The following is a 23,901-nucleotide window of genomic DNA, read 5'->3' as shown; positions in this document are numbered from 1 at the left end:
CGGACCTCTCTCGTTCACACCGGCTTCTCAGAATCTGCACGTCCCCAGCATGTACGTGCCTGCGCCGGCGGGAGTTGAACATGAGCCACGGTCATACACACGGCCACGGTCACCACCATCACCACCACCACGGAAGCGGCGACGCATCGTCCCTGCCGCCAGCCCTCGACATGTCGGTGCCCGACGAGGCCCTGACTCCCAGCCAGCTCTCCCGGCGCTCCATGCTGCGCCGCACCGGCCTGCTCGGCGCGGGCCTCGCGGCGGGCAGCGTCCTCGGTGGCGCGGGCCAGGCCGCGGCCGCGGCGCCCGCGTCGGTGACAGCCGCATCGGTGAGTTCCCGGAGCGAGCGCTCCGGCGGGTATCTGTGGCTGGCCGGCGACCACCACATCCACACCCAGTACAGCTCCGACGCCAAGTACCGGGTCATCGACCACGTACGACAGGCGAACGCCCACGGCCTCGACTGGATGGTCATCACCGACCACGGCAGCGAGACACACGCCAAGATCGGCGTGGAGAAGGTCAACCCGGACATCGTCGCCGCCCGCGACCAGATCGACGACACCCTCGTCTTCCAGGGCCTGGAGTGGAACATCCCGGCCGCCGAGCACGGCACCGTGTTCGTACACCCTGGCAAGAACGAGGTGGCGGTGCTGAAGGAGTTCGAGAACTCCTTCGACGGCTCGGTGAAGAAGGCCACCTCCAGCACCCCCGCCAACGAGGCGCTGGCCATCGCGGGAGTCAACTTCCTCGCCGAGCAGGTCCAGCGCCGCCGGGTGAAGGACATCCTGTTCCTGGCCAACCACCCGGCGCGCAAGGGCATCGACTCCCCGCACGAGATCCGCGGCTGGCGCGACGCCCAGCCGACCATCGCCGTCGGCATGGAGGGCGCCCCCGGCCACCAGGCCGCCGGGCTGCCCGCCCCGAACGGCCCCGGCGGGGCCCGTGGCATCTACGACAACAGCCCTGGCGCCGACTCCTATCCCGGCTACCCGCTGGAGAGCTACCGCACCTGGGGTGGCTTCGACTGGATGACCGCCACCGTCGGCGGCCTGTGGGACAGCCTGCTCGCCGAGGGCAAGCCCTGGTGGATCACCGCCAACTCCGACTCCCACAACGTCTACGCCGACTCCGCCGTGCGCGGCCCGAACAGCGACTTCAACGCCAACGGCCGCTACAACGACCCCGTCTACGGCGGCGGCCCGGGCCTCACCGACACCGACTTCTGGCCCGGCCAGTACTCCCGCACCCACGTGGGAGCCGCCTCCTTCGGCTACAAGGCGGTCATGGACGGCATCCGCGCCGGCCGGGTCTGGGTGGACCACGGCGGACTCATCAGCGGTCTCAACGCCCAGCTGCGCTCCGGCGGACGCGCGATCACCCTCGGCGACGCCCTGCATGTGCGCCGCGGCAGCCAGGTCGACCTGGTCGTCGAGATCAGCCTGGCCAACGGGCCCAACTGGTCGCAGTTCGTGCCGAAGCTGGCCCGGGTGGACATCATCCAGGGCGCCGTCACCGGCCCGGTCTCCGACAAGGACACCTTCACCACCCCGGACACCAAGGTCGTGAAGTCCTTCGAGGTCAACAAGTCGACCGGTTCGGTGCGCCTGACCTACTCCCTGGGCCGGGTGGACAAGCCGGTGTACGTGCGGCTGCGCGGCACCGACGGCAACCGTAGCGCCGTCGGCCTGCGCGGTGCCGCCGTCGACCCGGCGGGGCCGGCCATGGATGTGATCGGCGACGCCGATCCGTGGAAGGACCTGTGGTTCTACTCCAACCCCATGTGGGTCCTGCCCGCATGACCGCACCCCACGACGTACCCGGCGTCCACTCCTTCATCGGGGTGGACGCCGGGTCGGCGAATCTACGCGAGGCCGACCATCTGATCCACGATCTGCTGGACCACCTCGCCCTCGCACCGGGCACGGTCGCCTGCACCCATCTGATCCGCACCGACGAGCGCCGCTCCACCGCCGTCTCATTCGCCCTGCCCGACGCCGCCGCGGCCGAGGCCGTAGGGGAGCGCATCGCCGGATGGCAGCGCCCGGATGCAGGGGCGGTCCTGGGTGAGCGCTCGTACGGTGCGAAGCAGGTTGCCCGTACGGCTGCGTCGGCCGCCGCGGAGCACGCCCGGCGCAGCGGCGGGCGGGCCGTGGTCTACCCCGGAGTGGAACGCCTCACGGGCACGGTGACCGTGGCCGATCTGCTCGCCCTGACCGCCATCGACCGGATCACCGTGGTCGGCGCGCCAACGGCGGACGGCCAGGGGCCCGATCCCGCCGCCCCGGTGCTCACCCGCGACCACGTACGGCCCGAGTGGCGGGACGGGTGGCTCACCCTCGCCCTGATGCCGGCCGCCGGCGGGGCGCTGGCGCCGTTCGAAGTCCCCGATCCCACGCCCTGCTGCGCCGACCACGTCTGACGGGGCTCCCTGCTGGAGCAAGCCCACCGTCCGGCCGCTGCCGTCCTGACCTGCGTTTTCTCGCTTGGCACACTATTTCTCGCTGTCGGCGCGCCTCGGAACCGCCATAGACTCGAATCCCCTCGGGGCCTTCCCACCCAGGAGGATGCGATGCTGCGGCAGACCCGACTGCCCGATGAGCCCGCGGACTATCTCGCCGCCCGCGAAGAGCTCCGGCTCGCCGAGATCGAGCTCATGCGCCACCGCGAACGGGTCGCGGCCCGGCGGCGGGCACTCCCCCAGGGGCCGGCGGTCGACGACTACGCCTTCATCGAAGGCCCCGCCGACCTCGACGCGGGCGACTCCCCCGTCCGCGAGACCACCCTGAGCGAGCTGTTCACCGCCCCGGACCGGCCGCTGATCGTCTACCACTTCATGTACGGCAAATCACAGACCGGGCCGTGCCCGATGTGCACCCTGTGGACCGACGGCTACAACGGCATCGCCCACCACATCGCCCGGAACGCCGACTTCGTCATCGCGGCGGCCGCCGACCCGCCCTCCCTGCGGCAGCTCGCCCGCGACCGCGGCTGGTCCCGGCTGCGCCTGCTGAGCTGCGGGGACAGCACCTTCAAATACGACCTCGGCAGCGAGGACAAGGACGGTGAGCAGGACTCCACGATCTCGGTCTTCACCCGGGACGGCGATGGCACGGTCCGCCACCGCTACTCCGCCCATCCGCGGATGGCCGAGGACATCAAGGAGCGCGGGATCGACCTCCTCAGCCCCGTCTGGAATCTGCTGGACCTGACGCCGGGTGGCCGTGACGACTGGTATCCGCGGCTGGACTACTGACCGGCCCCACGAACATTGACATGTTCACACAGGGCTCTTATGGTCCAGGCCATTCCTATCCGTATTCGGAACTGCGTTCCCATTCGTGAACGGAAGAGGTCACCGGATGGCACGAACCAGAACCGCCCTGTGCACCGTGCTCGCCCTGCTGGCCGGCCTGCTGAGCCTTCAGTTCACCGGCCCGGCGGCCCCACGCGCGACGGCCGCGCCGGCCACCTTCGCCCACCCCGGCGTCCTGGTGAGCCGCGCCCAGCTCGACTACGCCCGATCGAAGGTGCAGGCCGGCCAGCAACCCTGGAAGGCCGCGTACGACGACATGCTGGCCAGCTCCTACGCCTCGCTCTCGCGCACCCCCAAGCCGCGGGCCGTCGTGGAGTGCGGCTCCTCCTCCAACCCCAACTACGGCTGCACCGACGAGCGCCAGGACGCCATCGCGGCCTACACCGACGCGCTCGCCTGGTACTTCACCCGGGACAGCAGATACGCCAAGAAGTCGATCGAAATCATGGACGCCTGGTCGGCGACCATCACCGATCACACCAACAGCAACGCCCCGCTGCAGACCGGCTGGTCCGGATCCACCTGGCCGCGGGCCGCCGAGATCATCAAGTACACCTACGACGGCGGCTGGCCGGGCGCCGGCCGCTTCGCGACCATGCTGCGCAACGTATACCTCCCCGAAGTGATCAACGGCGCGGCGACCAAGAACGGCAACTGGGAACTGGTCATGACCGAGGCGGCGATCGGCATCTCGGTCTTCATCGAGGACCGCACCAGTTACGACAAGGCGGTCGCCACCTATCTCGCCCGCGTCCCGGCGTACATATATCTGACCAGCGACGGCGATCTGCCCAAGCCGCCCGCGGGCAGCAGCATCGACACCAGCGCCGAGATCATCAAGTACTGGCAGGGCCAGAGCACCTTCGCCGACGGCCTCGCCCAGGAGACCTGCCGCGACTTCGGGCACACCGGCTGGGGCATCGCCTCCGTCGCGGACATCGCGGAGACCAGCCGCATCCAGGGCCAGGACCTCTATCCGAAGATCCAGGACCGGCTGCGCTACGCCCTGGGCTTCCACACCTCCTATGAGAACGGCACCGCCGTGCCGTCCTGGCTGTGCGGCGGCTCGGTCAAGAAGGGCCTCGCCGAGGTCACCGAGGTCGGCTACAACGCCCTTCACAACCGCCTCGGCATCGCCATGTCCAACACCCAGAAGTACACCGAGGGACACCGGCCGTCCGGCACGGACAACTACTTCAACGCGTGGACGACCCTCACCCACGCGGACAACCCCTCCTGACCGTCACCGATCATCGGTCGCCGGGCCGTCGGCCCGGCGACCGCGGTGAGACCTCCCAGACCGCGACCGTGCACTGCCGGACGCGGTACCGTGCGCGGACAGTCAACCGCGCGGCCACCCGCTCCCCTTAACATGGCCCGGCCCCCTTGGGCGGATCACCCGTGAGGGCATCCCCGCCCCCGGGTGGCCGAGGGATGCATACAACGGGATTTTTCATAGCGAAGCAGGATGATGCTCCATATGATGGGGATCACCAGCGCACGCATGGACCGGACAGACACACACGGACCGGCGGCGCCAGGTGGCGCCGATCAGCCCGGGGTGGGAGACGCATGGCACAGGCCGCAGACACAGCGCGGACCATCATCCTGACCGTGGACGACGACCCTGGAGTGTCCCGTTCCGTAGCCCGCGACCTGCGGCGACGCTATGGCGCAGAGTATCGCGTGGTGCGCTCGGAGTGCGGGGAGTCCGCCCTTGACGCGCTGCGGGAACTCAAGCTGCGGGGGGACGCCGTCGCGGTGATCCTCGCCGACTACCGCATGCCGCGGATGAACGGCATCGAGTTTCTGGAGCAGGCACTCGACATCTACCCCGGTGCCCGCCGTGTGCTGCTGACGGCCTACGCGGACACCGATGCGGCCATCGACGCGATCAATGTCGTCGACCTCGACCACTACCTGCTCAAACCGTGGGACCCGCCCGAGGAGAAGCTCTACCCGGTCCTGGACGATCTGCTGGAGGCCTGGCGGACCAGCGAGCACCGGCCGGTGTTCACCACCAAGGTCGTCGGACACCGCTGGTCGGCGCGCTCATCGGACGTACGGGAATTCCTGGCCCGCAACCAGGTGCCGTACCGCTGGTACTCATCCGATGAACCGGAAGGGCGGCGGCTGCTCTCCGCGGCGGGCGAGGACGGACTGCGGCTGCCGCTCGTGATCACCCCGGACGGCACCGCGCTCGTCGAGCCCGAGGACCGGGACCTCGCCGCCCATGTGGGTCTGGCGACGACACCGGCGGCCGACTTCTACGACCTCGTCATCATCGGCGGCGGACCCGCCGGGCTCGGGGCGGCCGTGTACGGGGCCTCCGAGGGGCTGCGGACGGTCCTGGTGGAGCGGTCGGCGACCGGTGGCCAGGCGGGTCAGAGCTCACGGATCGAGAACTACCTCGGCTTTCCGGACGGCGTGTCCGGGGCGCAGCTCACGGACCGGGCCCGCCGCCAGGCGGCGAAGTTCGGCGCCGAGATACTGACCGCGCGCGAGGTCACCGGGCTGGAGGTCAACGGCGCGGCGCGCATCGTCCGGTTCTCGGACGGCTCCGCGATCGCCGCACACGCCGTGATCCTCGCCACCGGCGTGTCGTACCGGGAGCTGGAGGCGCCCGGGGTGGCCGATCTGACCGGGTGCGGGGTGTTCTACGGCTCCGCGCTGACCGAGGCGACCGCCTGCCAGAACCATGACGTCTATATCGTCGGTGGCGCGAACTCCGCCGGCCAGGCCGCGATGTATCTGGCCCGGGGCGCCAAGTCGGTCACCCTCGTCGTGCGCGGGGAGTCCCTGTCGTCCTCGATGTCGCACTATCTCATCCAGCAGGTCACGGACGCGCCCACGATCTCGGTGCGTACGAACACGGTGGTCGAGGCCGCCCATGGCGCGCGCCAGTTGGAGCGGCTCACCCTGCGCGACACCACGACCGGCCACAGTGAGCTCATCGACGCCCAGTGGATGTTCGTGTTCATCGGCGCGGCCCCGCTGACCGACTGGCTGGGCGACGCCGTGCTCAGGGACTCCCGCGGATTCATTCTGACCGGCCCCGATCTGACCCCCGACGGGCGCCCGCCGGCCGGCTGGGAGCTGGACCGGCCGCCATACCATCTGGAGACCAACGTCCCCGGGGTGTTCGTGGCGGGAGACGCTCGGGCCGAGTCCGCCAAGCGCGTCGCCTCCGCCGTCGGAGAGGGAGCCATGGCGGTCATGCTGGTGCACCGGTATCTGGAGCAGTCATGAACGGATTGCGCTGCGACCCGGAGGAGATCGGCTCCCTGTTCCTGTTCGAGAAGCTGTCCCCCGAGCAGCTTGCGCGGCTGTGCCGCGACGGCCGGGTGCAGGGGTTCGAACCGGGACCGGTGTACGCCGAAGGCGACCCGGCCACCTGCTTCTATGTGCTGCTCGAGGGCACGCTCGTGCTCTCCAGCCGGGTCGGCACCCAGGACGTGGAGGTGAACCGGAGCTCCAGCCGCGGTGTGTACGCGGGAGCGTTCCACGCCTATCTGGGCGATCGCGTCCAGCAGGTGTACACCAGCTCGCTGCGGGTCGTCGAACCGTCGCGGTTCTTCGTGCTGCCCGCCGAGACGTTCTCCGGCATCATGCGCGACTGGTTCCCCATGGCGGTCCATCTGCTGGAGGGGCTGTTCTTCGGCACCAAGAACACCCAGCAGGCCATCGGGCAGCGGGAACGGCTCCTGGCTCTCGGCTCGCTGACCGCGGGCCTCACTCATGAGCTGAACAACCCGGCCGCGGCGGCGGTGCGCGCCACTTCGGCGCTCAGGGAGCGGGTCGCCGGAATGCGCCACAAGCTCGGCGCCATCGCGGCGGGCCCGTACCGGCGCGACACCCTGCAGATCCTCGTCGAGGTCCAGGAGCGTACGGCCGAGCGCGTCGCCAAGGCGACCGCCCTGAGCCCGCTGGAGACCGCGGACCGTGAGGACGCCCTGTCCGACTGGCTGGACGACCACGGCATCGAGGACGGATGGCGGCTCGCGCCGACGTTCGTCCAGGCCGGCCTGGACACCGACTGGCTGGACAACGTGGCGGCGGCGGTGGGCGAGGACACCCTCCCAGGGGCCATACGGTGGCTGAACTACACCGTCGAAACCGAGCTCCTGATGAACGAGATCGAGGACTCGACCACCCGCGTCTCGGGCCTCGTCAACGCCGCCAGGCAGTACTCACAGCTCGACCGGGCCCCCTTCCAGGTCGCCGATGTGCATGAACTGCTGGACAGCACCCTGCTGATGCTCTCCGGGAAGATGGGCCCGCACATCACCGTCGTCAAGGACTACGACCGCACGCTGCCGAAGATCCCCGCATACCCCGGCGAGCTCAACCAGGTATGGACAAACCTGATCGACAACGCGGTCTGCGCGATGAACACCATGGACGGCCAGGGCACTCTGACCGTGCGTACGGCGCGCGACGGCGACCATCTGCTCGTGGAGTTCGGCGACACGGGGCCGGGCATTCCGGCGGATATCCGCGACCGCGTCTTCGACCCCTTCTTCACCACGAAACCGGTGGGTCAGGGCACCGGGCTCGGCCTGGACATCTCATGGCGCATCGTCGTCAACAAACACCACGGCGATATCCGCTTGGAGTCCGCCCCGGGCGACACCCGCTTCCAGGTGCGCCTCCCGCTGACCGCCACCGACCTCGATGCCGCGCAGTCCGACACCCCGCAGTCCGGTACCTCACAGGAGCCCTCATGACCACGCAGAACGGAATAGACCCCTCGGTGCCGCCGAGTGGCACCGGTTGCGTCGAATGTGACGCCGCCGACGGATGGTGGTTCCATCTGCGGCGCTGTGCACAGTGCGGCCACATCGGCTGTTGCGACGATTCGCCCGCGAAGCACGCGACCGCGCATGCCACGGCCACCGGGCATCCGCTGATCCGCAGCTTCGAACCGGGCGAGGGCTGGTTCTGGAACTACGAGACCTCCGAGCTGTACGAGTCCGGGCCGCCGCTGGCCCCGCCGGAGAGCCACCCGGCCGACCAGCCGGTGCCCGGCCCCGCGGGGCGGGTGCCCGAGAACTGGGCGCAGACGCTGGGCTAGCCCCCAGGGTGACCCGGGGGCTGCCGGCGGGGGCCGAGGTGGACGCGTACTCGGACAACGACCCCTGTTTCGCGTTCGCCGTCGGCACTCCCGGGTCGCCCCCGGCTGGATCAAGCCACGGTCCGTGCTGTCAGAACCATTGCCCTGGAGACGAAGGGCTTGTTAGCTTGCGCTCGCTGTAAAAACGATTCAATCAGCAACACGGCGGGAGTCCCTTCATGCCAGTCAGCCGTCGGACCTTCGTACGCACCGGCATGACCGGAGTCGCCGCCGCGGTCACCGCGGGCTGGCGGGTCGGCGACGCCGTCGCCCGGACGTCGCCGCGGCGCCCGGGCGGAATCGACCGGCACGCACTCGTTTCGCGCCATGACGTGGTCCGCACCGCCAGCGATCCCCTGACCCCGCTGCAGGTGGGCAATGGACAGCTGGCGTTCGGCGCCGATGTGACGGGGTTGCAGACCTTTCTGCCCTTCGCCACCCTGTCCGACTGGGGCTGGCACAGCGATCCGCTCCCGGACGGCCAGACCCCGTCGGACTTCGCCGGACAGATCTGGGACACCCATGGCCGGCCGGTCCGTTACGACATCCCCGATCCGCAGCACCCGGAACTCTCCAACTGGCTGAGGGCGAACCCGCATCGGATCAACCTGGCCCGCATCGGCCTGAGGCTGCTGCGCGCCGATGGGACCGAGGCGGTCGAGGCCGATCTGAGCGGCTGCCACCAGCGGCTGGACCTGTGGACCGGAACGCTGCACAGCCGGTTCACCCTGGAGGGCAGCCCCGTCACGGTGCGGACGAGCTGTGGCCCCGATCTGGACGCGGTGGCCGTACGGATCGACTCACCGTTGGTGGCCGACGGCCGGCTCGCGGTGTTCATCGACTTCCCGTACGCCAATGGGGCGGAGAAGTTCTCCGCGCCCTTCGTCGGCGTCTGGGACCGCCCCGATGCCCACACCACACGGCTGCGGACCCGCGGGCCCCGCCACGCGGACATCACCCATGAGCTCGACGACACCCGCTACACCGTGGGCCTCGTCTGGCAGGGCGGCCGGGAACAGCCGTCGCGGGCCGACGGCCATCCGCACCGGTATCTGCTCCGCGGTGGCGGAGGCACCCGGCTGGAGGCCACCTTCCTCTTCGCGCCCCGGCCCTCCCCCCGGGTGCCCAGCGCCACGGCGGTCGAGGCGGCCACGGCCAGGGCCTGGCCGGCGTTCTGGCGCTCCGGCGGGGCCCTCGACCTCTCGGAGAGCGCCGATCCCCGGTGGCGGGAGCTGGAGCGCCGGGTGGTGCTCAGCCAGTACCTGCTGGCGGTCAACGAGGCCGGCAGCACCCCGCCCCAGGAGTCCGGGCTGGTCAACAACGGCTGGTACGGCAAGTTCCATATGGAGATGTACTGGTGGCACGCCGCGCACTACGCGCTGTGGAACCGCTGGCCGCAGCTGGACCGCGGCGTCGGCGTCTATGAACGCCTCCTCGACTCGTCCCGGGAACGCGCCCGGCTCCAGGGTTACCAGGGCGCGCGCTGGCCCAAGATGACCGATCCCGGCGGCCGCCAGTCGCCCGGTGAGATCAACGCGCTGCTGCTCTGGCAGCAGCCCCATCCGATCTTCCTCGCCGAACTGGACTACCGGGCCCACCCGACCCGCGCGACCCTGGACAAGTGGCGGGAAGTCGTCTTCGCCACGGCCGAGTTCATGGCCTCGTACGCCTTCGAGGACGCGGGCCGCCAGGTGCTGGGCCCGCCCCTGCATCTCGTCTCCGAGAACAGTGACCCCAAGGTCACCGTGAACGGCGCCTTCGAACTGTCCTACTGGCGCTTTGGACTGCGGCTTGCGCAGCGGTGGCGCGAGCGGCTGGGCCGCCCCGCGGACCCCGGCTGGCAGACGGTGCTCGACGGCCTCGCGCCGCTGCCCGTGCAGGACGGGGTGTATGTGGCGTACGAGGGGGTGCGCGACATGTGGACCGAGTACATCTACGACCACCCTTCGCTGGTCGGCCTGTACGGCTGGCTGCCGGGGCACGACGTGGACGCGACGGTCATGCGCGCCACCGCCCGCAAGGTGTGGGACGTATGGGCCTGGGACGCCGCCTGGGGCTGGGACTTCCCGATGCTCGCGATGAACGCGGCGCGGATGGGCGAGCCGGACCGCGCCGTCGACTTTCTGCTGCATGAGAAGTTCGGGTTCGACGACGCCGGGATGCCGCTCGGCGGCTCCCGGGTCGCCACGCCGTACTTCCCGGGCGCGGGCGGGCTGCTCTACGCCGTGGCCCTGATGGCCGCCGGGTGGGACGGTGCCAGGGGCGATGCGCCCGGCTTCCCGTCCGGCGGCCGGTGGCGCGTGCGGTGGGAGGGGTTGGCACGCGCCGTGTAGGGCCGGAACGGTTGACTCAAGGTTTTCTGGCCACGCCGCCGTACATGGAGACATCCGCATCCGACAGCCTGCCGAGCGCGGGGTCGTCGGGACGCCAGCGGTGGATCGGGACCAGTCCCGGCTCGACCAGCTCCAGCCCCTGGAAGAACTGTTGGACCTCTTCCTTAGGGCGCTGCTGCACCGGAACCCGCGATGCCGCGTACACGTCCGCCGCGCGCTTCATCTCCTCGGGAGCGAAGTCCGAGGTGCCGTAGGTCAATGCCAGATAACTTCCGGAGGGGAGGGCGTCCACCAGCTCGCCGAGGATGGCGTAGTGATCGTGTTCCGGGGGGACGAAGTGCAGGATTGAGATCATCATCAGCGCCACCGGCTTGCTCAGATCCAGCGTCTCCAGCAGCTCAGGGGCGGTGAGTATGGAGCGGGGCTCTCGCAGATCGGCCTCCGCGTAGGCGGTCATTCCCTGCGGGGCGCTGGTGAGGAGGGCGCGGGCGTGCGTCAGCACGATCGGGTCGTTGTCCGTGTAGACAATGCGCGCCTCGGGGGCGATTTCCTGGATGACCTGGTGGAGGTTGGGGGAGGTGGGAATTCCCGTTCCGATGTCTAAGAACTGTCGAATCCCGGTCTCTTCGGCGAGCATGCGCGCCGATCGGCGCATGAAGTACCGGTTGTTCCGTGCGATGGTGCGGGCGTGCGGCAGGACGGCCAACACCTTTTCGGCCGCCTCTTGGTCCGGGGGGTAGTTGTCCTTCCCGCCCAGGAAGTAGTCGTACATGCGCGCGGAATGCGCACTTCCGGTGTCGATCTCATCGGCCGACCAGCTCATCCGGGACAGTGCCCCTCTCCGTTCTGTCGAATGCGCGATGTCGCGGTCCGGTCCGCCCACATCACAAGGTCACGGCGCGAAGCCATGTGGGGGAAACTCTCGCATCAATCGCTGGGCCGCCGCTTCCAATTCCCGTTGTTTACGGAATCCGGCCCGGATCATGGCCGCCAAGGCCACCTCCAGGAGGGTGAAGAAGGTGGCGGGGACCAGCAACACCATCTTGTCGGTGGCGATGGCCTGTACGACCATCCCGACGACGCCCAGCAGTACCACCGCCATGACCGGCACCAGCTTGACCAGCTTGCGCTCGCCCCTGATCATCGCGGCGTGGTTGCGGGCGGCGCGGGCGCTGCGCCCGTGGAACGCCGGGTGCGCCTCGGCCACCTCCCAGGGCGTACCGGGCGGCAGCGCCTCGAACCGCACTGCCGGGTCGGGGTCGGGGACGAATATCCGCCGGCGGACGGACTTTTTGCCCAGGGTGCGGGCGTAGCGGTAGCCGTAGGCGGTGGCCAGCTGGATGGCCTGGTCGGGCAGGAGTTGCGTATTGGCGATCGCGACCTCGGGCCGGCCGTCGAACAGCGGCGCGTACTGGGCCCGCCGCCGCTCCCCGAGGCGGGATACGCGCTGGGAGAAGGTGCCGCTTTCGCCACTCATCATGTGCTCCGACCGTCAGGGGGTAGGCCCGGGACAGAGCGCACATTATCCCAGGTCCGCGGGGTGAGCCGGAGCGGGGCGGGCGCCGCGCAGTCGGCATTGAAACGTCCCGGCCGCCGCTGCGTATCTGCTGTCACGGGATCGCCCGCGCCCTGACCACCCGCCACAGTCAAGGAACTGCCCCATGAACACGTCAGTTTCTCTCGGTTCTCTCGGTTCTCTCGGCGTCACCGGCCTGGGAGTCATGGGCCGCAACCTGGCCCGCAACTTCGCCCGCCACGGCTACCCCGTCGCCGTCCACAACCGCTCCGTGAACCGCGTCCATGCGCTCATCGAGGAGTTCGGCCACGAGGGCACCTTCGTCCCGGCCAAGACGGCGGAGGAGTTCGTGGCCGCTCTGGAGCGCCCCCGCCGTCTGGTGATCATGGTGCAGGCGGGCGCGGCCACCGACGCCGTCATCGACGAGTTCGCCCCGCTGCTCGAGCCCGGCGACATGATCATCGACGGAGGCAACGCCCACTTCAGCGACACCCGCCGCCGCGAGGCCGCACTGCGCGAGCGCGGCCTCCACTTCGTCGGCACCGGCATCTCCGGCGGCGAGGAGGGCGCCCTCAACGGCCCGTCCATCATGGTCGGCGGCTCGGCGGAGTCGTACGGCGTCCTCGGCCCGATGTTCGAGGCCATCAGCGCGAAGATCGACGGTGAGCCGTGTGCCACCCATATCGGCACCGACGGGGCCGGACACTTCGTCAAGATGGTCCACAACGGCATCGAGTACGCCGATATGCAGCTCATCGCCGAGGCGTACGACCTGCTCCGCCAGGTCGCCGGATACACCCCGGCCGAGATCGCGGACATCTTCCGCACCTGGAACGAGGGTCGGCTCGGCTCCTATCTGATCGAGATCACCGCCGAAGTCCTCGCCCACACCGACGCCGACACCGGCGGCCCCTTCGTCGACGTCGTCGCCGACGCCGCGGGCCAGAAGGGCACCGGCCGCTGGACCGTGCAGACCGCCCTTGACCTGGCCTCCCCGGTCACGGCCATCGCCCAGGCCACCTTCGCCCGCGCCGCCTCCGGCCAGGCCGAGCTGCGCGCCGCCTACCGCGGTCTGCCCGGCGGCACCACACCGCCGCTCAGCCGCTCCGAGGCCGCGCGGTTCACCGCACAGGTCGAGCACGCCCTGTACGCCTCCAAGGTCATCGCGTACGACCAGGGCTGGAAGATGATCCAGGACGCGGCGGCCGAGTACGGCTGGAAGATCGACCTGGGAGCGGTCGCCCGGATCTGGCGCGGCGGTTGCATCATCCGCGCCTCCTTCCTGGACCGCATCCGCGCCGCGTACGCCGCCGATCCGGAGCTGGTCAGCCTGGTCGGCGAGAAGTCCTTCGCCGCGGAGATCACCGACGCCCAGGTGCCCTGGCGCGAGATCGTGGCCTCTGCCGCCCGCCGCGGCATCCCCGTCCCCGCCTTCTCCGCGGCCCTCGCCTACTACGACACCCTGCGCGCCGACCGCCTGCCCGCCGCGCTTCTCCAGGGCCAGCGCGACTACTTCGGCGCCCACACCTACCGGCGCACCGACCGCCCCGGCACCTTCCACACCCACTGGTCCCACCCCGACCGCCCGGAGACCACCGACTGAACCTCAGGGCCCCCCGGGTGCGGCCCCGGACATCGCCGTCCGGAGCCGCACCCGTCGTCCGCCGCACCGCGATCAGCGCAGCGGCATCGGGTCCTTGACGCCGCTGCGCGCGGCGGGCATCGCCGCGCCGTGGAGGCTTCCCGACGCCCCGGTGCCCACCGACGCGGGCGCCGAGGCGATCACGCTCGCGTTGCCGAGCGCCCGTACGGTGCCGGGGTCCAGACGGGTGGCGCGGGAGCGGATGTTGGTGCCCGTGACATGGGACCAGTGGTGGATGATCCGGTCCATGACCGGGCGCAGCTGCGAACCGCGGGTGTAGAAGTACTCCGGCTGCTGGGTCGGCTCCAGCCTCCGTTCGATCGAGTACAGCAGCAGCGAGACATCCGGCCCGAGTTGCAGGAACGACCGCGAGTCCTGGTGTGCGTCCAGCTTGACCCGGGCGCCGAGCCGCCGCAGCCGCTCATGCGGGGTGCTGGCGGTGGCCCGCAGGTCCCGCACCACCGGGCTCTCCCAGCTGACCGCCAGGTGCAGCCAGGACAGGAAGGTCACCGCGACGAACTCCTCGTGCGCAAGCCCCGCCTGCGAGGGGCCGCGCCGGTCCAGCATGACGTCCCCGATCTCCTGGACCAGGTCCTGGATGCGGAAGTCGTCCGTCGGATTGGCGCCCGAGGTGTTGCTGGAGTGCTGGATGCCGATGGACACCTCCTCCAGCAGCTGCCCGAAGAGCACCGGGAAGCGGTTGTTGGCGACATCGGTGCGGTGGTACGGATACGCCCCGGGCTTACCGCCACGGCCGTGGTTCAGATCGAGCCCGAGCAGCCGGTGGTAGGCGTTGCGGCGGACGGCGTCCGCGTCGGGCCGCAGCTCGCCGGTGACGGCGAGCACGGAGAACGGGCCGGGGTCGCGGAAGAACAGCCGCTCGGTCTGGTCCAGCCACTGCAGGGTCTCGGCGGACGGTGTGTTGAAGTTCTCCGTGTTGAAGAAGGACACCAGGATGCGGCGGAAGATCTCCAGGATCCGGGTGTTCTCCAGCATGTAGGCGTAGACGAGATGGTCGGTCTTCTCCGGCAGCGGCAGCTCGGTGCCCTGGAAGCTCGTCAGCACTCGTCTCGCGTTCTCCTGGGCCTCGCGGGCGTACGCGGGGTCCCGTACGGGGAAGGACTCGCTCTTCTGCTGCCAGGTCGCCTCGATCAGCGAGGCCAGATCGCCCGCCGTCTGCCGCGAGATGAACTCCGCCACCTGCGCGAATGTCTTCTTGGGCTGGGAAGCCGCCAGCAGGGCGCCGGCGAGTTGCATAAACACGGGTCGGTCACCTCTCGGGAGTCAGGACATCGGCGGGCAGGGAGAGCCTGCGGCGGGAGACCGTCGCGTCCGGGCTGTACGTCCGGGTCTCGCCCGCCGTGTCCTTGTAGACGACGCTGCCGGTGACGGCGAAGGGGCCGGGCCCTTTCGGGATGCTCACGGGGGCTACGAGATAGCCGCCCGGGGCCACGGTGGGCTTCTGCCCGCCCGGGTAGGTGTACTTCTCCACCCCGTCGATCCTGATCGAGACCTTGAACGCCTCGGGCTTCGACGGTGAGTTCACCACATGCGTGATGACCTGCGCCTGCAACTCGACCGCGTCGCTCCAGCGGGTGGCGAACGGCGGATACGCGGGTGTCGGCTTGCGCCCGGCGATGGCGTCGTGCGCGGTCAGGAACTCGGCGTACAGGGAGTTGAACGAGGCCGCGCCCAGCTTCTCCTCGTCGGTGAGCTCCTGCCGGGCCAGCCGCCGCGGCAGCAGGCGCAGCTGGTCGACGATCTGCTGGAGCGGGTTGGGGGCCGGTTCGGCCACGACGGCTATGGCATTGCCTGACTCGATCGATTTGGTTGTGCCGGCGATCGGTTTGGGTGTGTTCGTGTTGGTCATGGTCAGCCTTTCCTGCCGAGCGCCAGCAGCCAGTTCTCGAACTCCGCGCGTGCCTGCTGTGCGTCCGGGCCGTCGAGTGACAGCCGCAGGCAGCCCAGGGCGAGAATCCGGAGTGGTTCCGCATCGGCCCAGTAGTCGGATGTGTAGAGCGCGGGCCCGCCGCGTCGGGCCAGGGCGGCCAGCTCGCCGGGCGACACCCGGCCGGGGTCCAGCAGCTCCGCGAGCGACCGTCCGCGGAAGGCGGACGCGGACTGGCGCAGACACGCGCGCGCCAGCCGGGGGATCACCGGTACGGCCCGCCGCAGCGCGTCCCGGCGCTCCGTCGGCAGGTCGTCGAGCGGGTACGAGCGCAGCCAGGCGCGCTCCATGTCGTCCCAGGGCCCGCTGCCGTACCAGTCACGGCACATCGCGGTGGAGAGCAGGACGCGCAGATACGCGGGCGGGTGCGGGTCGCCCACCAGGATGGTGGTCACGGCCTGCGGCGGTCCCGCGATGACGTCGTGCAGGGCGGCCAGCGCCGCGTAGCCGGTGTGCGCGAAGGCGTACGCGTCCGCGGCGATCTCCTGCGCCCACCGTGCCCAGGCGTCGGCGACGTCCTCGCCGCCCGGGCGGGCGGCGGTGTGCAGCGCGCGGGCCAGTTCCTCGTTCCAGCCGAGCTGGAACGCGACCTGGTGGCCGGTCTCGTGGATGAGCGCGGTCGGCCGGAGCAGATTGTGCCGGGTGATCTTGATGGCGGCCACCGGGCTGATGGCGGCCGGATCCCACAGCCGCACCCCCGCGCGGAGGATCGAGGCCCCCATCCCCTTGTCGATGTAGGTGAGCACTTCGGGCACGGGCTGCCCGAGGCGCGGCAGGACCGCCGTCATGCTACGGACGGCGAGATAGTCGCAGGCGCGCAGCAGTGCGGCCAGCCGCTGCCCGGTACGGGTGTTGACGGCGTCGCCGTAGAAGTCGGCGACGGTCTCCACCCGCTGGATGTCGCGGCGCACCGCCACCACGCCCCGGCGCACGGCCTGCACTTCCTCGACCGTACGGGCCCGGGCCAGCGCGCCCGCGAGCGCGCGTGTCTTCGGGCGCAGCCGGTCCACGGCGCGCTGCAGTTCGGAGCGCAGGGCGAGGCCGAGCCGGTGTTCCAGCGAGGCCCAGGCCGCTGCCGAAGCGAAGTTCTCCGGCTGGGCCAGGCCCTCGGTGGCGGCGGTCCAGTGTGCGAGCTGCCGGGCGGTCTGGACACGCAGCGCCGCCGTGTCCGGTCCCTCCTGCGCTGCGGTGGCGGTGGCGGTGGCGGTGTTGGCGGGCCCCGGCGGAGCCGCCGCGCCGTCGTGCACGGCGGCGGGCGGAGGTGCCTCGACCGGTACCGCTCTAGGTCTCGGCCGGAGCGTGTCAACCACGGTGGCGGCCCGCCTTGACCTCCACCTTGGCGGCGGGCTCGGCGGCCAGCGCGCCGATGGCCCGGGACACCTCGGACCGGGAGGGCAGCCGGCGCCCCAGGATGCCGGTGACGATCCCGACCAGCGGGGCACCGGGCAGGGTGACGACCAGCGTGACCCCGTCCCGCGGATCCTGCAGCGCGCGGACGAACTCGTCGACGCGGCCCTTGAAGTACTGCGCGAACGCCTGGCCCGCGGCCCGCTTCAGCCCCTCCGCGATGGCCTCGCGCAGCCGTGGCGGGAGCGACGAGACCAACTCCTCGCCCTCGTCCGCCGGGGACAGATGGGAGGACTGCTCATGCGCCTCGCGGAACACCCGCACGCTCCGGCCCTCGCCGCCGAGCAGCGCCGTCGCCGTGGACTCGGCCAGCGCGGAGGCGAGAGCGCCGAGGAAGGGGCCCACGGCGGGCGGTGTGCCCGCCGACCGCAAGATCTCCTGCGCCCGCTCCTCGGCCAGGTGGAGCGCGATGGTCAGGCTCTCCTGGCCGGCCCGGGCGTCCACGGTGACCCGCGCCTCGGTGGGCCTGCGCAGCTGCTCGGGCGCCTCCGCGCCACCGCCCGCGGCCCGGGCCCGGTCCGAGCCCGACTGCCGGTCGGCGAGCTCGATGCCGTACAGCCTTACCCCCCTGGGCAGTTGGCGCCCCTTGACGACCTTCGGGACCTGCGCCATGCCGAGCCCGGGGTGGCCGAGGAGCGAGTCGGCGGCCTGCCGGGTGAGCGGGAGCAGGGCCAGCAGCCGGGCGCCGCCGCGGCCGGCGCCGCGCTGCTCGGCGGCCTGGATCTGGCGCGCCCAGGTGTGGGCGCCGGCCTCGTACAGATGGATCTTCAGTCGGACCGGGAAGGCGCGCACCCGGAACTGGTCGCGCAACACCGTGGCCAGCGGTGTCCCGCCGCCGGTGCGCAGCGTGGCGGCCTGTTTGGCGCCGACCTCCACCTCGAAGACGCGCGAGTACTTCTTGTAGCGCAGCTGCCCCTTGGCGCCGCGCGGCAGCGGCACCCACATGCCCTTCACCCCGCGGGCCTCCGTCTCCTCCAGGTCCTCGCGCAGGAGGGTGGAGGGGATGTTCGCGGCGGCGGCGACGTTGAACGCCTTGCCCGCGGCGACCTCGAGGCGCACCGGGTCCTCCAACTCCTCGGCGGGGAGCTGGGCGAGCTGCCGTACGGTGTCCTCGGCGGTGGCGGCGAGCGCGCTCGCCGCCAGCCGCTCCGGCGCCTCCGCGGCGGTCTCCAGGCTGAGGAGTTTCAGGCCGGTGTCCGCGATCGCCGTGGCCAGGATGCGGGCGTTGCGCGGCCCGGTGAACTTGCCGATGAGCGCGGCGAGCAGATTGGACAGCGCCCCGACGACGTTCTGCCGCCCGGCGATCTGGATGATCTTGCGCACGATGGGCAGCGCGGCCATCACCACCGGCAGGAACTCCTCCAGCGCGGGCCGCGGATCACCGCCGTCCGGCAGTCGGCTCAGCGCCTCGGTGAACCGCTCCCGGGCCTCGGCCAGCGCCTCGGCCTCGGTGGCCGGGCTCTGCCGCCCGTACGCCTCGCCCGCCCCGCCGGACAGGGACTGCGCCGCCTCCGCGGCCCATGCCTCGCCCTCGCTCTCGTCGCGCGCCAGCAGCAGACCGGCAGTGGCCCCGGCGAGTTCCAGGCTGAGCAGGGCGGCGGGCGTCGGCTCCGCGCCGAGCGCCTGGGCGGCCGGGGCGTGGCTCTCGGCCGACTCGGACGCTTCGGCCTCCTCGGCCTCCGTCATCGGCGCCTCGCGCAGCAACTGGCGGGCGAGCTGGGTGGCGATCGGGCGGACCGGGGCGGGCAGCCGGCCGATGCCGATCTTCAGCACCCGCGTCAGCAGCGGCTGGACGATCGGGCGCAGCTGGCGCAGGATCAGCCCGATGGGCATCACCTTGGCCACCGCCTGCACACCCGTCTTGACGGCCTGGACGCCCTTCTTCGCCAGATTCACCGCGCCGCTCACGGCCTTCTTCGCGAAGTTCTTCAGTGCCCCGAAGAACTGCTCGAAGGCGGGCGACTCCCCCAGCGCGGCCGGCGGCGCCACCGACTCGAAGACGCTCTCCAGCTCGGCCTCGGTGAGCGAACGCGTATCCGCCTCCCCGGCGGCCTCGGCCAGCGCCTCCAAGTACCGCTCCGCCTGATCGGCCAGCGCCTCCAGCCGCTCGCGCACCGGCTGCTCCGCCGCCTCCGAGGCCGAGGCGCCCACGAGGGCGGCCGCATGCTCGGCGTGCAACGCCGCGGTCTCCTCGAGCAGTTCGGAGAGGGCTTCTTCCATCTCGTCCGAGTAGAGCTCGGCGAGCAGTTCGCGCACCGCCTCGCTGTGCGCGTCCACGGGCCCGCGCCCGGTGTCCCGGGCGGCGCCTCTGAACGGGCTGTCCAGATACGACGCGGACGGCGCCTCGGTCCATTCTTCCTCGTCGGACACGCTCCCCCGCTCTTCGGAGCGGAATGGGGAGGTGGGTGTCCATGCTTGATGATCGGTCAGTGTCACGCTTCCCCCGTCAGTCTCAAGCGAATTACCGAACCAGTGGCGATAATAGGGCGCGGTAACGGACATAGCGGCGGGATGCATGTATTCCGGATGAGTGAGTCCTATGTGAATTCAGTACATAAGATCGTCCTGGGTTCGTACATATGCGGTGGCATCCGTCTTGCACAACGCACTCTTCGGCCCGAACACCACACCCTTCGGCCTGAGTACTCTGATCACGTGAGTGGGAAGGAACAGGCGGCCGGTGTGGTCGTCGGCGCGGCGGTGGGCGACGCGCTGGGAGCCCCGTTCGAGTTCGGCCCGGCGGGAGCGTTCTCCGCCCGGTTCCCGGCGTGCGGTGTCGGTGGCGAGATGTGCGGGGGCGGTGGCTGGGACCGGGGCGAGGCCACGGACGACACACAGATGGCGGTCCTGGTCGCGGAGTCCTTGATCGAGCGGGGCGAGCTGGACCTGCCGGACATCTTCGCCCGCTTTCAGCGGTGGGCCGCGGCCGGGCCCAAGGACATCGGCCTGCAGACCGAAGACGTGCTGACCAACGGTCTGCCCTGGGACCTGGCCGCGGCCGTCCACTTCCAGATCAATCTGCGGGCGGCCGGCAACGGCTCTGTGATGCGGGCGTCCACCTCGGCGGTCCGCTACGCCCGCGACGGACAGCAGGCCACCATGGACGCCGCCCGCCGCATCGCCGCCCTCACCCATGGCTACCGCGCCGCCTGGGAAGGCACTGCCGTCTTCCATGAACTCGTACGCATCGCACTCGACGGCGGCGACCCTCTGGCGGCGCTCCCGGACGTCCTGGACCTGGTGCACCCGGACCACCGGGACCGGTACGCCGTCGTCCTCGACCGTGGCTGGCACCCGGATCAGGCCACCGAGTTCAACGGCGCCGTCTGGCCCTGTCTGGGCTCCGCCGTCTGGGCGCTGCGCACCACCGGAAGCTACGAGGAGGCGGTGCGCGCCGCGATCGACCTCGGCGGTGACACCGACACCGTCGCCGCGGTGACCGGCGGTCTCGCCGGCGCGTGCTACGGGCTGGAGGCGATCCCGAGCCGCTGGACCGAGCCGCTTCATGTCCCCCTGCCGGGCTCCGGCAGCCCCCGCTGCGGCTACCGGAACTCCTCGGCCTCGTCCGCCGCCTCGTTGCCCGATCCGAGCCGCACGACGCGGAGGGCCGCTCGGCGTAAGACGGCCGCGCCGCGCTCGGCCGGCTATGGCTCGCCGCCGCAGGGCCCCAGGCTCGCGGCCGTCACGACCACCTGGCCGTCGGCGCCGTCCTGCCCCGGCGCCGGCGGTCCCGCCGGTGGTCCCGCCGGTGGTCCCGTCGGTGGCAGGAGACGAGGTGAAGCCACGGCCGGGCGCGCGGGTTCGGCCGGGGTGGGCGCCGGGACGGGGAGCGGCCGGGCCGCCCGGTGGGCGGGGTGCGGCGGGTGGGTGAGCAGTCGGTGGAGGGCGGCCCGGCGGTCCTCGTCGGTGTCGTGGACCAGGGTGAGCTCGAGGGCGTAGGCGCGGAGCAGATCGTGGCCACGGTAGCGGCCCGGGGCGTCTTCGGTCACCAGATGGGCCCGGCTCAGCTCCGCGAGCAGCGCGCGGGCCCGCCGTACCGGTTCGCCGAGCAGCCCGGCGGCGATGGCCTGGGTGACGTCCGGCCCCGGATGGAGGCCGAGCAGACGGAACAGCCGGGCGGCGGGCGGGCTGAGGGAGCGGTACGACCGGGCGAACGCCGCGCGCAGGTCGGTGGCCGGGTCTCCGCTGTCCAGCGCGTCCAGGCCCACACAGTCGTCCCGCAACTCCTCGACCACCGCGCCCAGCGGGAAGTGCGGACAGGTGGCGGCGCGGGCGGCCACCACCGCGAGGGCGAGCGGAAGCCGGGCGCACACCTCGCCGAGTTGGCCGGCCGCCTCCGGTTCGGCCGCCACCCGGGCCGCGCCGAGGCGGTGGGCCAGGAACTCACGGGCCTCACGGGCCGACAGCAGGTCGAGGGTGACGGGCCAGGCGCCCTCGGCCGCGACCAGGCCGACCAGCCGGGTGCGGCTGGTGACCACGACGAGGCAGCCGGGTACGCCCGGCAGCAGCGGCCGTACCTGGTCGGCGTCCTGGGCGTCGTCCAGCACGATGAGCACCCGCCGGCCGGCCAGCACACTGCGGTAGAGGCCGAGCCGGGCGGCCCGGCCGGCCGGGATCCGCGGCGCGGGCACGCCGAACGCCTCCAGCACGGTGGCCGCCGCCTCCGCCGGGTCCAGCGCCGGGGCGTCCGGCCCGCCCTGGCGCAGGGGCACATACAGCTGGCCGTCGGGGAACCGGTCATGGACCCGGTGGGCCCAGTGCACCGCGAACGAGGTCTTGCCCACCCCCGGGCCGCCGCCGATCGCGGCGACCACGGTGGTGGTCGCCGTGGCCGCGAGCAGGCCGTCCAGATACGCCAGCTGCTCACTTCGGCCGACGAACAGCGGGACATCAGGCGGCAGTTGCCGGGGCACCAGCGCCTGTTCGACGAGTGGTCCGCGGCCGTCCGATGCGCCGACTGAGATGGCGGTCGGTACCGGGGCCGGGACGCCGGGGTCCGGGGCGCACCCGGCCGTGTTGGCCGTCCCGCATCCGGTGGTGTCGCGCAGCAGCCGCAGATGGGTGTCGCGGAGCGAGCGGCCCGGTTCGATGCCCACCTCGGAGGCGAGCCGGGCGCGGGTGTTCGCGTACACCTGAAGGGCCTCCGGGGTACGGCCGCACCGGTGCAGCGCCAGCATCAGCTGCACCTGCAACCGCTCCCGGAACGGGTGACGGCCGACCTCCTGCTGGAGCTCGCCGACGGTGTGGACATGCCGGCCGGCGGCGAGCCGGGCGTCGAAGTAGTCCTCCAGGGCGCTCAGCCGCCGCTCGTTCAGCCCGGGTACCTCCAGCGCGCGAAGCGATTCGGTCACCCCGCCCAACGCCGGTCCGCGCCAGGTGTCCAACACGGCGCGCAGCCGTTCGGCGGCCTGCTCGGGGCGGTCGGCTTCGAGTTCTTCCGGGGCCCGTGCCACGGCCTCGTCGAAGACGTGCAGGTCGAGTTCACCGGGCCCCACCACGATGAGGTAGCCCGGCGCCTGCCGGAGGATGGCGCCACGGCCCAGCAGTTTCCGCAGCTCCGACACGTGGACGTGGATCTGTCCGCGGACGCTGGGCGGCGGGTCGTTCCCCCACACCAGATGGGACAGCCGGCTCTCGGACACCACCCGGTTGGCGTTCAGCAGCAGGGCCGCCAGCACCGCCCGTCGTTTGGGCCCGGCCACGGGCACGGGGCCTTCCGGGCCGGTGGCCGTCACGGGGCCCAGGAGCTGGTAGCGCATCGTGCGTTCTCGTCCTCGGCTACTGCGGCGATGCGGCCTTGGCGTCCGGCGTCTCGTCTCCGCGCCGCCGGCGCGCCACCTCGCGGCGGTAGCCGCCCGGCCGGTCATCATCCCGGACCGAGAGAGCGTCGGCGATCATCTGCCGGGTCTCCGAGAGGCTGTCGGAGTCGGCCGGTACGAACTCCATTTGACGCAGCGTCCGGCTCTGATACGCCTCGGACGGCACCGGCTGCACGGCGAACAGCGGGTACCTGCGGGAGAGTCGGACCACCTCGTCGGTGCGGCGGAACCGCAGGTTGCCCATGAGCGGTCCGTGCCACCAGCCGGATTCGAGCAGCCCGTCCTGTACCTCGTACGTCAGGCTGCCCGGCAGGTTCGGCACGCCCCGCACCAGCAGGCTCCACTCCGGCGGGGTGCGCGCGACCAGGCCCGTCCACACCTGGAGCAGCCCGGGTTCGGGCGCGGCGGAGAAGACCGGCAGTCCGAGCACGGGGTCGTCGTCGGGCGCCTCGCCGTCCCGCACGCGCAGCATGGTCTGGGCCGCCACCTCGGTGAGCGGCAGCCAGTCGGGGCAGCCTTCGGCGAGCCAGCGGAAGGAGGCCCCGTCCCACTTCACAAAGCAGTCCAGCGGCGGGTAGAGGTACCAGCCGTACGCCGAGGCGGCGCGGAACGGTTCACAGTAGGAGACGGCGCGGAACGCGGCGGTGCCGAGCGCCGCGGGGTCGGCCACCGTCGGCGGCACGGCTCCGTCGAAGCAGGAGCGGAACGAGAAGAGCGTCATGAGCCGGGTGTTGCCTTCTTCCTCAAGGTTCCTCAAGCTTCCCCAAGCGCCTGCGGACCGTCCGGCCTTGGGCGCCGCGCGGCGCC

17 protein-coding genes and 1 pseudogene are annotated in these 23,901 nt (G+C 71.3%); 10 read left to right on the top strand and 8 right to left on the bottom strand.

Translation table 11 applies throughout. From position 1 onward, the window contains the following. Positions 1 to 80 precede the first annotated feature (80 nt). The 8 genes from ACH4U7_RS02295 to ACH4U7_RS02260 all read left to right on the top strand — a co-directional run bounded on the left by ACH4U7_RS02295 (position 81) and on the right by ACH4U7_RS02260 (position 10,762). The gene (locus tag ACH4U7_RS02295) at positions 81 to 1,802 is read left to right on the top strand and encodes a PHP domain-containing protein (protein ID WP_398526130.1); all 1,722 of its coding nucleotides are present in this window, start codon (positions 81 to 83) and stop codon (positions 1,800 to 1,802) included. Beyond that, a complete protein-coding gene (locus ACH4U7_RS02290; RefSeq protein WP_398526129.1) occupies positions 1,799 to 2,422 on the top strand; it encodes a hypothetical protein in 624 nt (207 codons plus the stop codon). The genes ACH4U7_RS02295 and ACH4U7_RS02290 overlap by 4 nt, the downstream gene beginning before the upstream one ends. 150 nt (positions 2,423 to 2,572) lie before the next feature. Beyond that, entirely contained in the window at positions 2,573 to 3,256 is a 684-nt protein-coding gene (locus ACH4U7_RS02285; protein ID WP_398526128.1) for a DUF899 family protein, read from the top strand. 106 nt (positions 3,257 to 3,362) lie between these two features. Further along, positions 3,363 to 4,556: an alginate lyase family protein gene (locus ACH4U7_RS02280; RefSeq protein ID WP_398526127.1), complete on the top strand. Its 1,194-nt coding sequence runs from the start codon at positions 3,363 to 3,365 to the stop codon at positions 4,554 to 4,556. A 332-nt stretch (positions 4,557 to 4,888) separates the two neighbouring features. Continuing rightward, positions 4,889 to 6,565, top strand: a complete 1,677-nt coding sequence (locus ACH4U7_RS02275) for an FAD-dependent oxidoreductase (protein WP_398526126.1) — start codon at positions 4,889 to 4,891, stop codon at positions 6,563 to 6,565. Beyond that, on the top strand, positions 6,562 to 8,043 hold the full coding sequence (locus ACH4U7_RS02270; protein ID WP_398526125.1) for an ATP-binding protein: 1,482 nt from the start codon (positions 6,562 to 6,564) through the stop codon (positions 8,041 to 8,043). Before ACH4U7_RS02275 ends, ACH4U7_RS02270 begins: the two co-directional genes overlap by 4 nt. Continuing rightward, on the top strand, positions 8,040 to 8,390 hold the full coding sequence (locus tag ACH4U7_RS02265) for a UBP-type zinc finger domain-containing protein (RefSeq protein ID WP_398526124.1): 351 nt from the start codon (positions 8,040 to 8,042) through the stop codon (positions 8,388 to 8,390). Before ACH4U7_RS02270 ends, ACH4U7_RS02265 begins: the two co-directional genes overlap by 4 nt. Positions 8,391 to 8,608: 218 nt before the next feature. Beyond that, positions 8,609 to 10,762, top strand: a complete 2,154-nt coding sequence (locus ACH4U7_RS02260; protein ID WP_398526123.1) for a hypothetical protein — start codon at positions 8,609 to 8,611, stop codon at positions 10,760 to 10,762. 16 nt (positions 10,763 to 10,778) lie between these two features. Here ACH4U7_RS02260 and ACH4U7_RS02255 read toward each other — a convergent pair whose 3' ends face one another. Next, positions 10,779 to 11,585 carry an SAM-dependent methyltransferase gene (locus ACH4U7_RS02255; protein ID WP_398526122.1) on the bottom strand — a complete coding sequence of 269 codons (807 nt, stop codon included), beginning with the start codon at positions 11,583 to 11,585 and terminating at the stop codon, positions 10,779 to 10,781. 69 nt (positions 11,586 to 11,654) lie between these two features. Next, the gene (locus tag ACH4U7_RS02250) at positions 11,655 to 12,242 is read right to left on the bottom strand and encodes a hypothetical protein (RefSeq protein ID WP_398526121.1); all 588 of its coding nucleotides are present in this window, start codon (positions 12,240 to 12,242) and stop codon (positions 11,655 to 11,657) included. A gap of 181 nt (positions 12,243 to 12,423) precedes the next feature. On the opposite strand from ACH4U7_RS02250, the gene gndA reads away from it, so the two are divergent. Beyond that, positions 12,424 to 13,881, top strand: a complete 1,458-nt coding sequence (gndA, locus tag ACH4U7_RS02245; protein WP_398526120.1) for an NADP-dependent phosphogluconate dehydrogenase — start codon at positions 12,424 to 12,426, stop codon at positions 13,879 to 13,881. A 72-nt stretch (positions 13,882 to 13,953) separates the two neighbouring features. Here the strand turns inward: gndA and ACH4U7_RS02240 are convergent, their stop codons facing one another. Genes ACH4U7_RS02240 through ACH4U7_RS02225 form a run of 4 tightly spaced genes read right to left on the bottom strand, consistent with a single transcriptional unit; the run spans position 13,954 to position 19,645 of the window. Further along, entirely contained in the window at positions 13,954 to 15,183 is a 1,230-nt protein-coding gene (locus ACH4U7_RS02240) for a hypothetical protein (RefSeq protein WP_398526119.1), read from the bottom strand. Between the two features lie 7 nt (positions 15,184 to 15,190). Beyond that, positions 15,191 to 15,790 carry a hypothetical protein gene (locus ACH4U7_RS02235; RefSeq protein ID WP_398526118.1) on the bottom strand — a complete coding sequence of 200 codons (600 nt, stop codon included), beginning with the start codon at positions 15,788 to 15,790 and terminating at the stop codon, positions 15,191 to 15,193. Positions 15,791 to 15,792: 2 nt separating this feature from the next. Then, positions 15,793 to 17,178: a hypothetical protein gene (locus ACH4U7_RS02230; protein ID WP_398526117.1), complete on the bottom strand. Its 1,386-nt coding sequence runs from the start codon at positions 17,176 to 17,178 to the stop codon at positions 15,793 to 15,795. Beyond that, the gene (locus tag ACH4U7_RS02225; protein ID WP_398526116.1) at positions 17,171 to 19,645 is read right to left on the bottom strand and encodes a hypothetical protein; all 2,475 of its coding nucleotides are present in this window, start codon (positions 19,643 to 19,645) and stop codon (positions 17,171 to 17,173) included. Before ACH4U7_RS02225 ends, ACH4U7_RS02230 begins: the two co-directional genes overlap by 8 nt. Positions 19,646 to 19,930: 285 nt before the next feature. Here ACH4U7_RS02225 and ACH4U7_RS02220 point away from each other — a divergent pair. Beyond that, a pseudogene (locus ACH4U7_RS02220) lies at positions 19,931 to 20,895 on the top strand (ADP-ribosylglycohydrolase family protein). A gap of 24 nt (positions 20,896 to 20,919) precedes the next feature. Here ACH4U7_RS02220 and ACH4U7_RS02215 read toward each other — a convergent pair. Continuing rightward, positions 20,920 to 23,034, bottom strand: coding sequence for a BTAD domain-containing putative transcriptional regulator (locus tag ACH4U7_RS02215; protein WP_398526115.1), 2,115 nt, complete (start codon positions 23,032 to 23,034; stop codon positions 20,920 to 20,922). 19 nt (positions 23,035 to 23,053) lie between these two features. Continuing rightward, entirely contained in the window at positions 23,054 to 23,815 is a 762-nt protein-coding gene (locus tag ACH4U7_RS02210) for a DUF6065 family protein (RefSeq protein WP_398526114.1), read from the bottom strand. Positions 23,816 to 23,901 lie beyond the last annotated feature (86 nt).

It is taken from the genome of Streptomyces sp. NPDC020845 (genome assembly GCF_044334165.1).
Classification (GTDB): Bacteria; Actinomycetota; Actinomycetes; order Streptomycetales; family Streptomycetaceae; genus Streptomyces.
Note: the sequence above shows the minus strand (reverse complement) of the source record. Positions and strands in the feature narration are given on the sequence as shown.

Excerpts from the sequence above, each read along its gene's own strand:
- ACH4U7_RS02265 (WP_398526124.1), top strand. The coding sequence starts at position 8,040 with ATGACCACGCAGAACGGAATAGACCCCTCGGTGCCGCCGAGTGGCACC.
- ACH4U7_RS02280 (WP_398526127.1), top strand. The coding sequence starts at position 3,363 with ATGGCACGAACCAGAACCGCCCTGTGCACCGTGCTCGCCCTGCTGGCC.
- ACH4U7_RS02270 (WP_398526125.1), top strand. The coding sequence starts at position 6,562 with ATGAACGGATTGCGCTGCGACCCGGAGGAGATCGGCTCCCTGTTCCTG.
- ACH4U7_RS02260 (WP_398526123.1), top strand. The coding sequence starts at position 8,609 with ATGCCAGTCAGCCGTCGGACCTTCGTACGCACCGGCATGACCGGAGTC.
- ACH4U7_RS02235 (WP_398526118.1), bottom strand. The coding sequence starts at position 15,790 with ATGACCAACACGAACACACCCAAACCGATCGCCGGCACAACCAAATCG.
- gndA (WP_398526120.1), top strand. The coding sequence starts at position 12,424 with ATGAACACGTCAGTTTCTCTCGGTTCTCTCGGTTCTCTCGGCGTCACC.
- ACH4U7_RS02275 (WP_398526126.1), top strand. The coding sequence starts at position 4,889 with ATGGCACAGGCCGCAGACACAGCGCGGACCATCATCCTGACCGTGGAC.
- ACH4U7_RS02285 (WP_398526128.1), top strand. The coding sequence starts at position 2,573 with ATGCTGCGGCAGACCCGACTGCCCGATGAGCCCGCGGACTATCTCGCC.
- ACH4U7_RS02215 (WP_398526115.1), bottom strand. The coding sequence starts at position 23,034 with ATGCGCTACCAGCTCCTGGGCCCCGTGACGGCCACCGGCCCGGAAGGC.
- ACH4U7_RS02255 (WP_398526122.1), bottom strand. The coding sequence starts at position 11,585 with ATGAGCTGGTCGGCCGATGAGATCGACACCGGAAGTGCGCATTCCGCG.
- ACH4U7_RS02250 (WP_398526121.1), bottom strand. The coding sequence starts at position 12,242 with ATGATGAGTGGCGAAAGCGGCACCTTCTCCCAGCGCGTATCCCGCCTC.
- ACH4U7_RS02295 (WP_398526130.1), top strand. The coding sequence starts at position 81 with ATGAGCCACGGTCATACACACGGCCACGGTCACCACCATCACCACCAC.
- ACH4U7_RS02290 (WP_398526129.1), top strand. The coding sequence starts at position 1,799 with ATGACCGCACCCCACGACGTACCCGGCGTCCACTCCTTCATCGGGGTG.
- ACH4U7_RS02210 (WP_398526114.1), bottom strand. The coding sequence starts at position 23,815 with ATGACGCTCTTCTCGTTCCGCTCCTGCTTCGACGGAGCCGTGCCGCCG.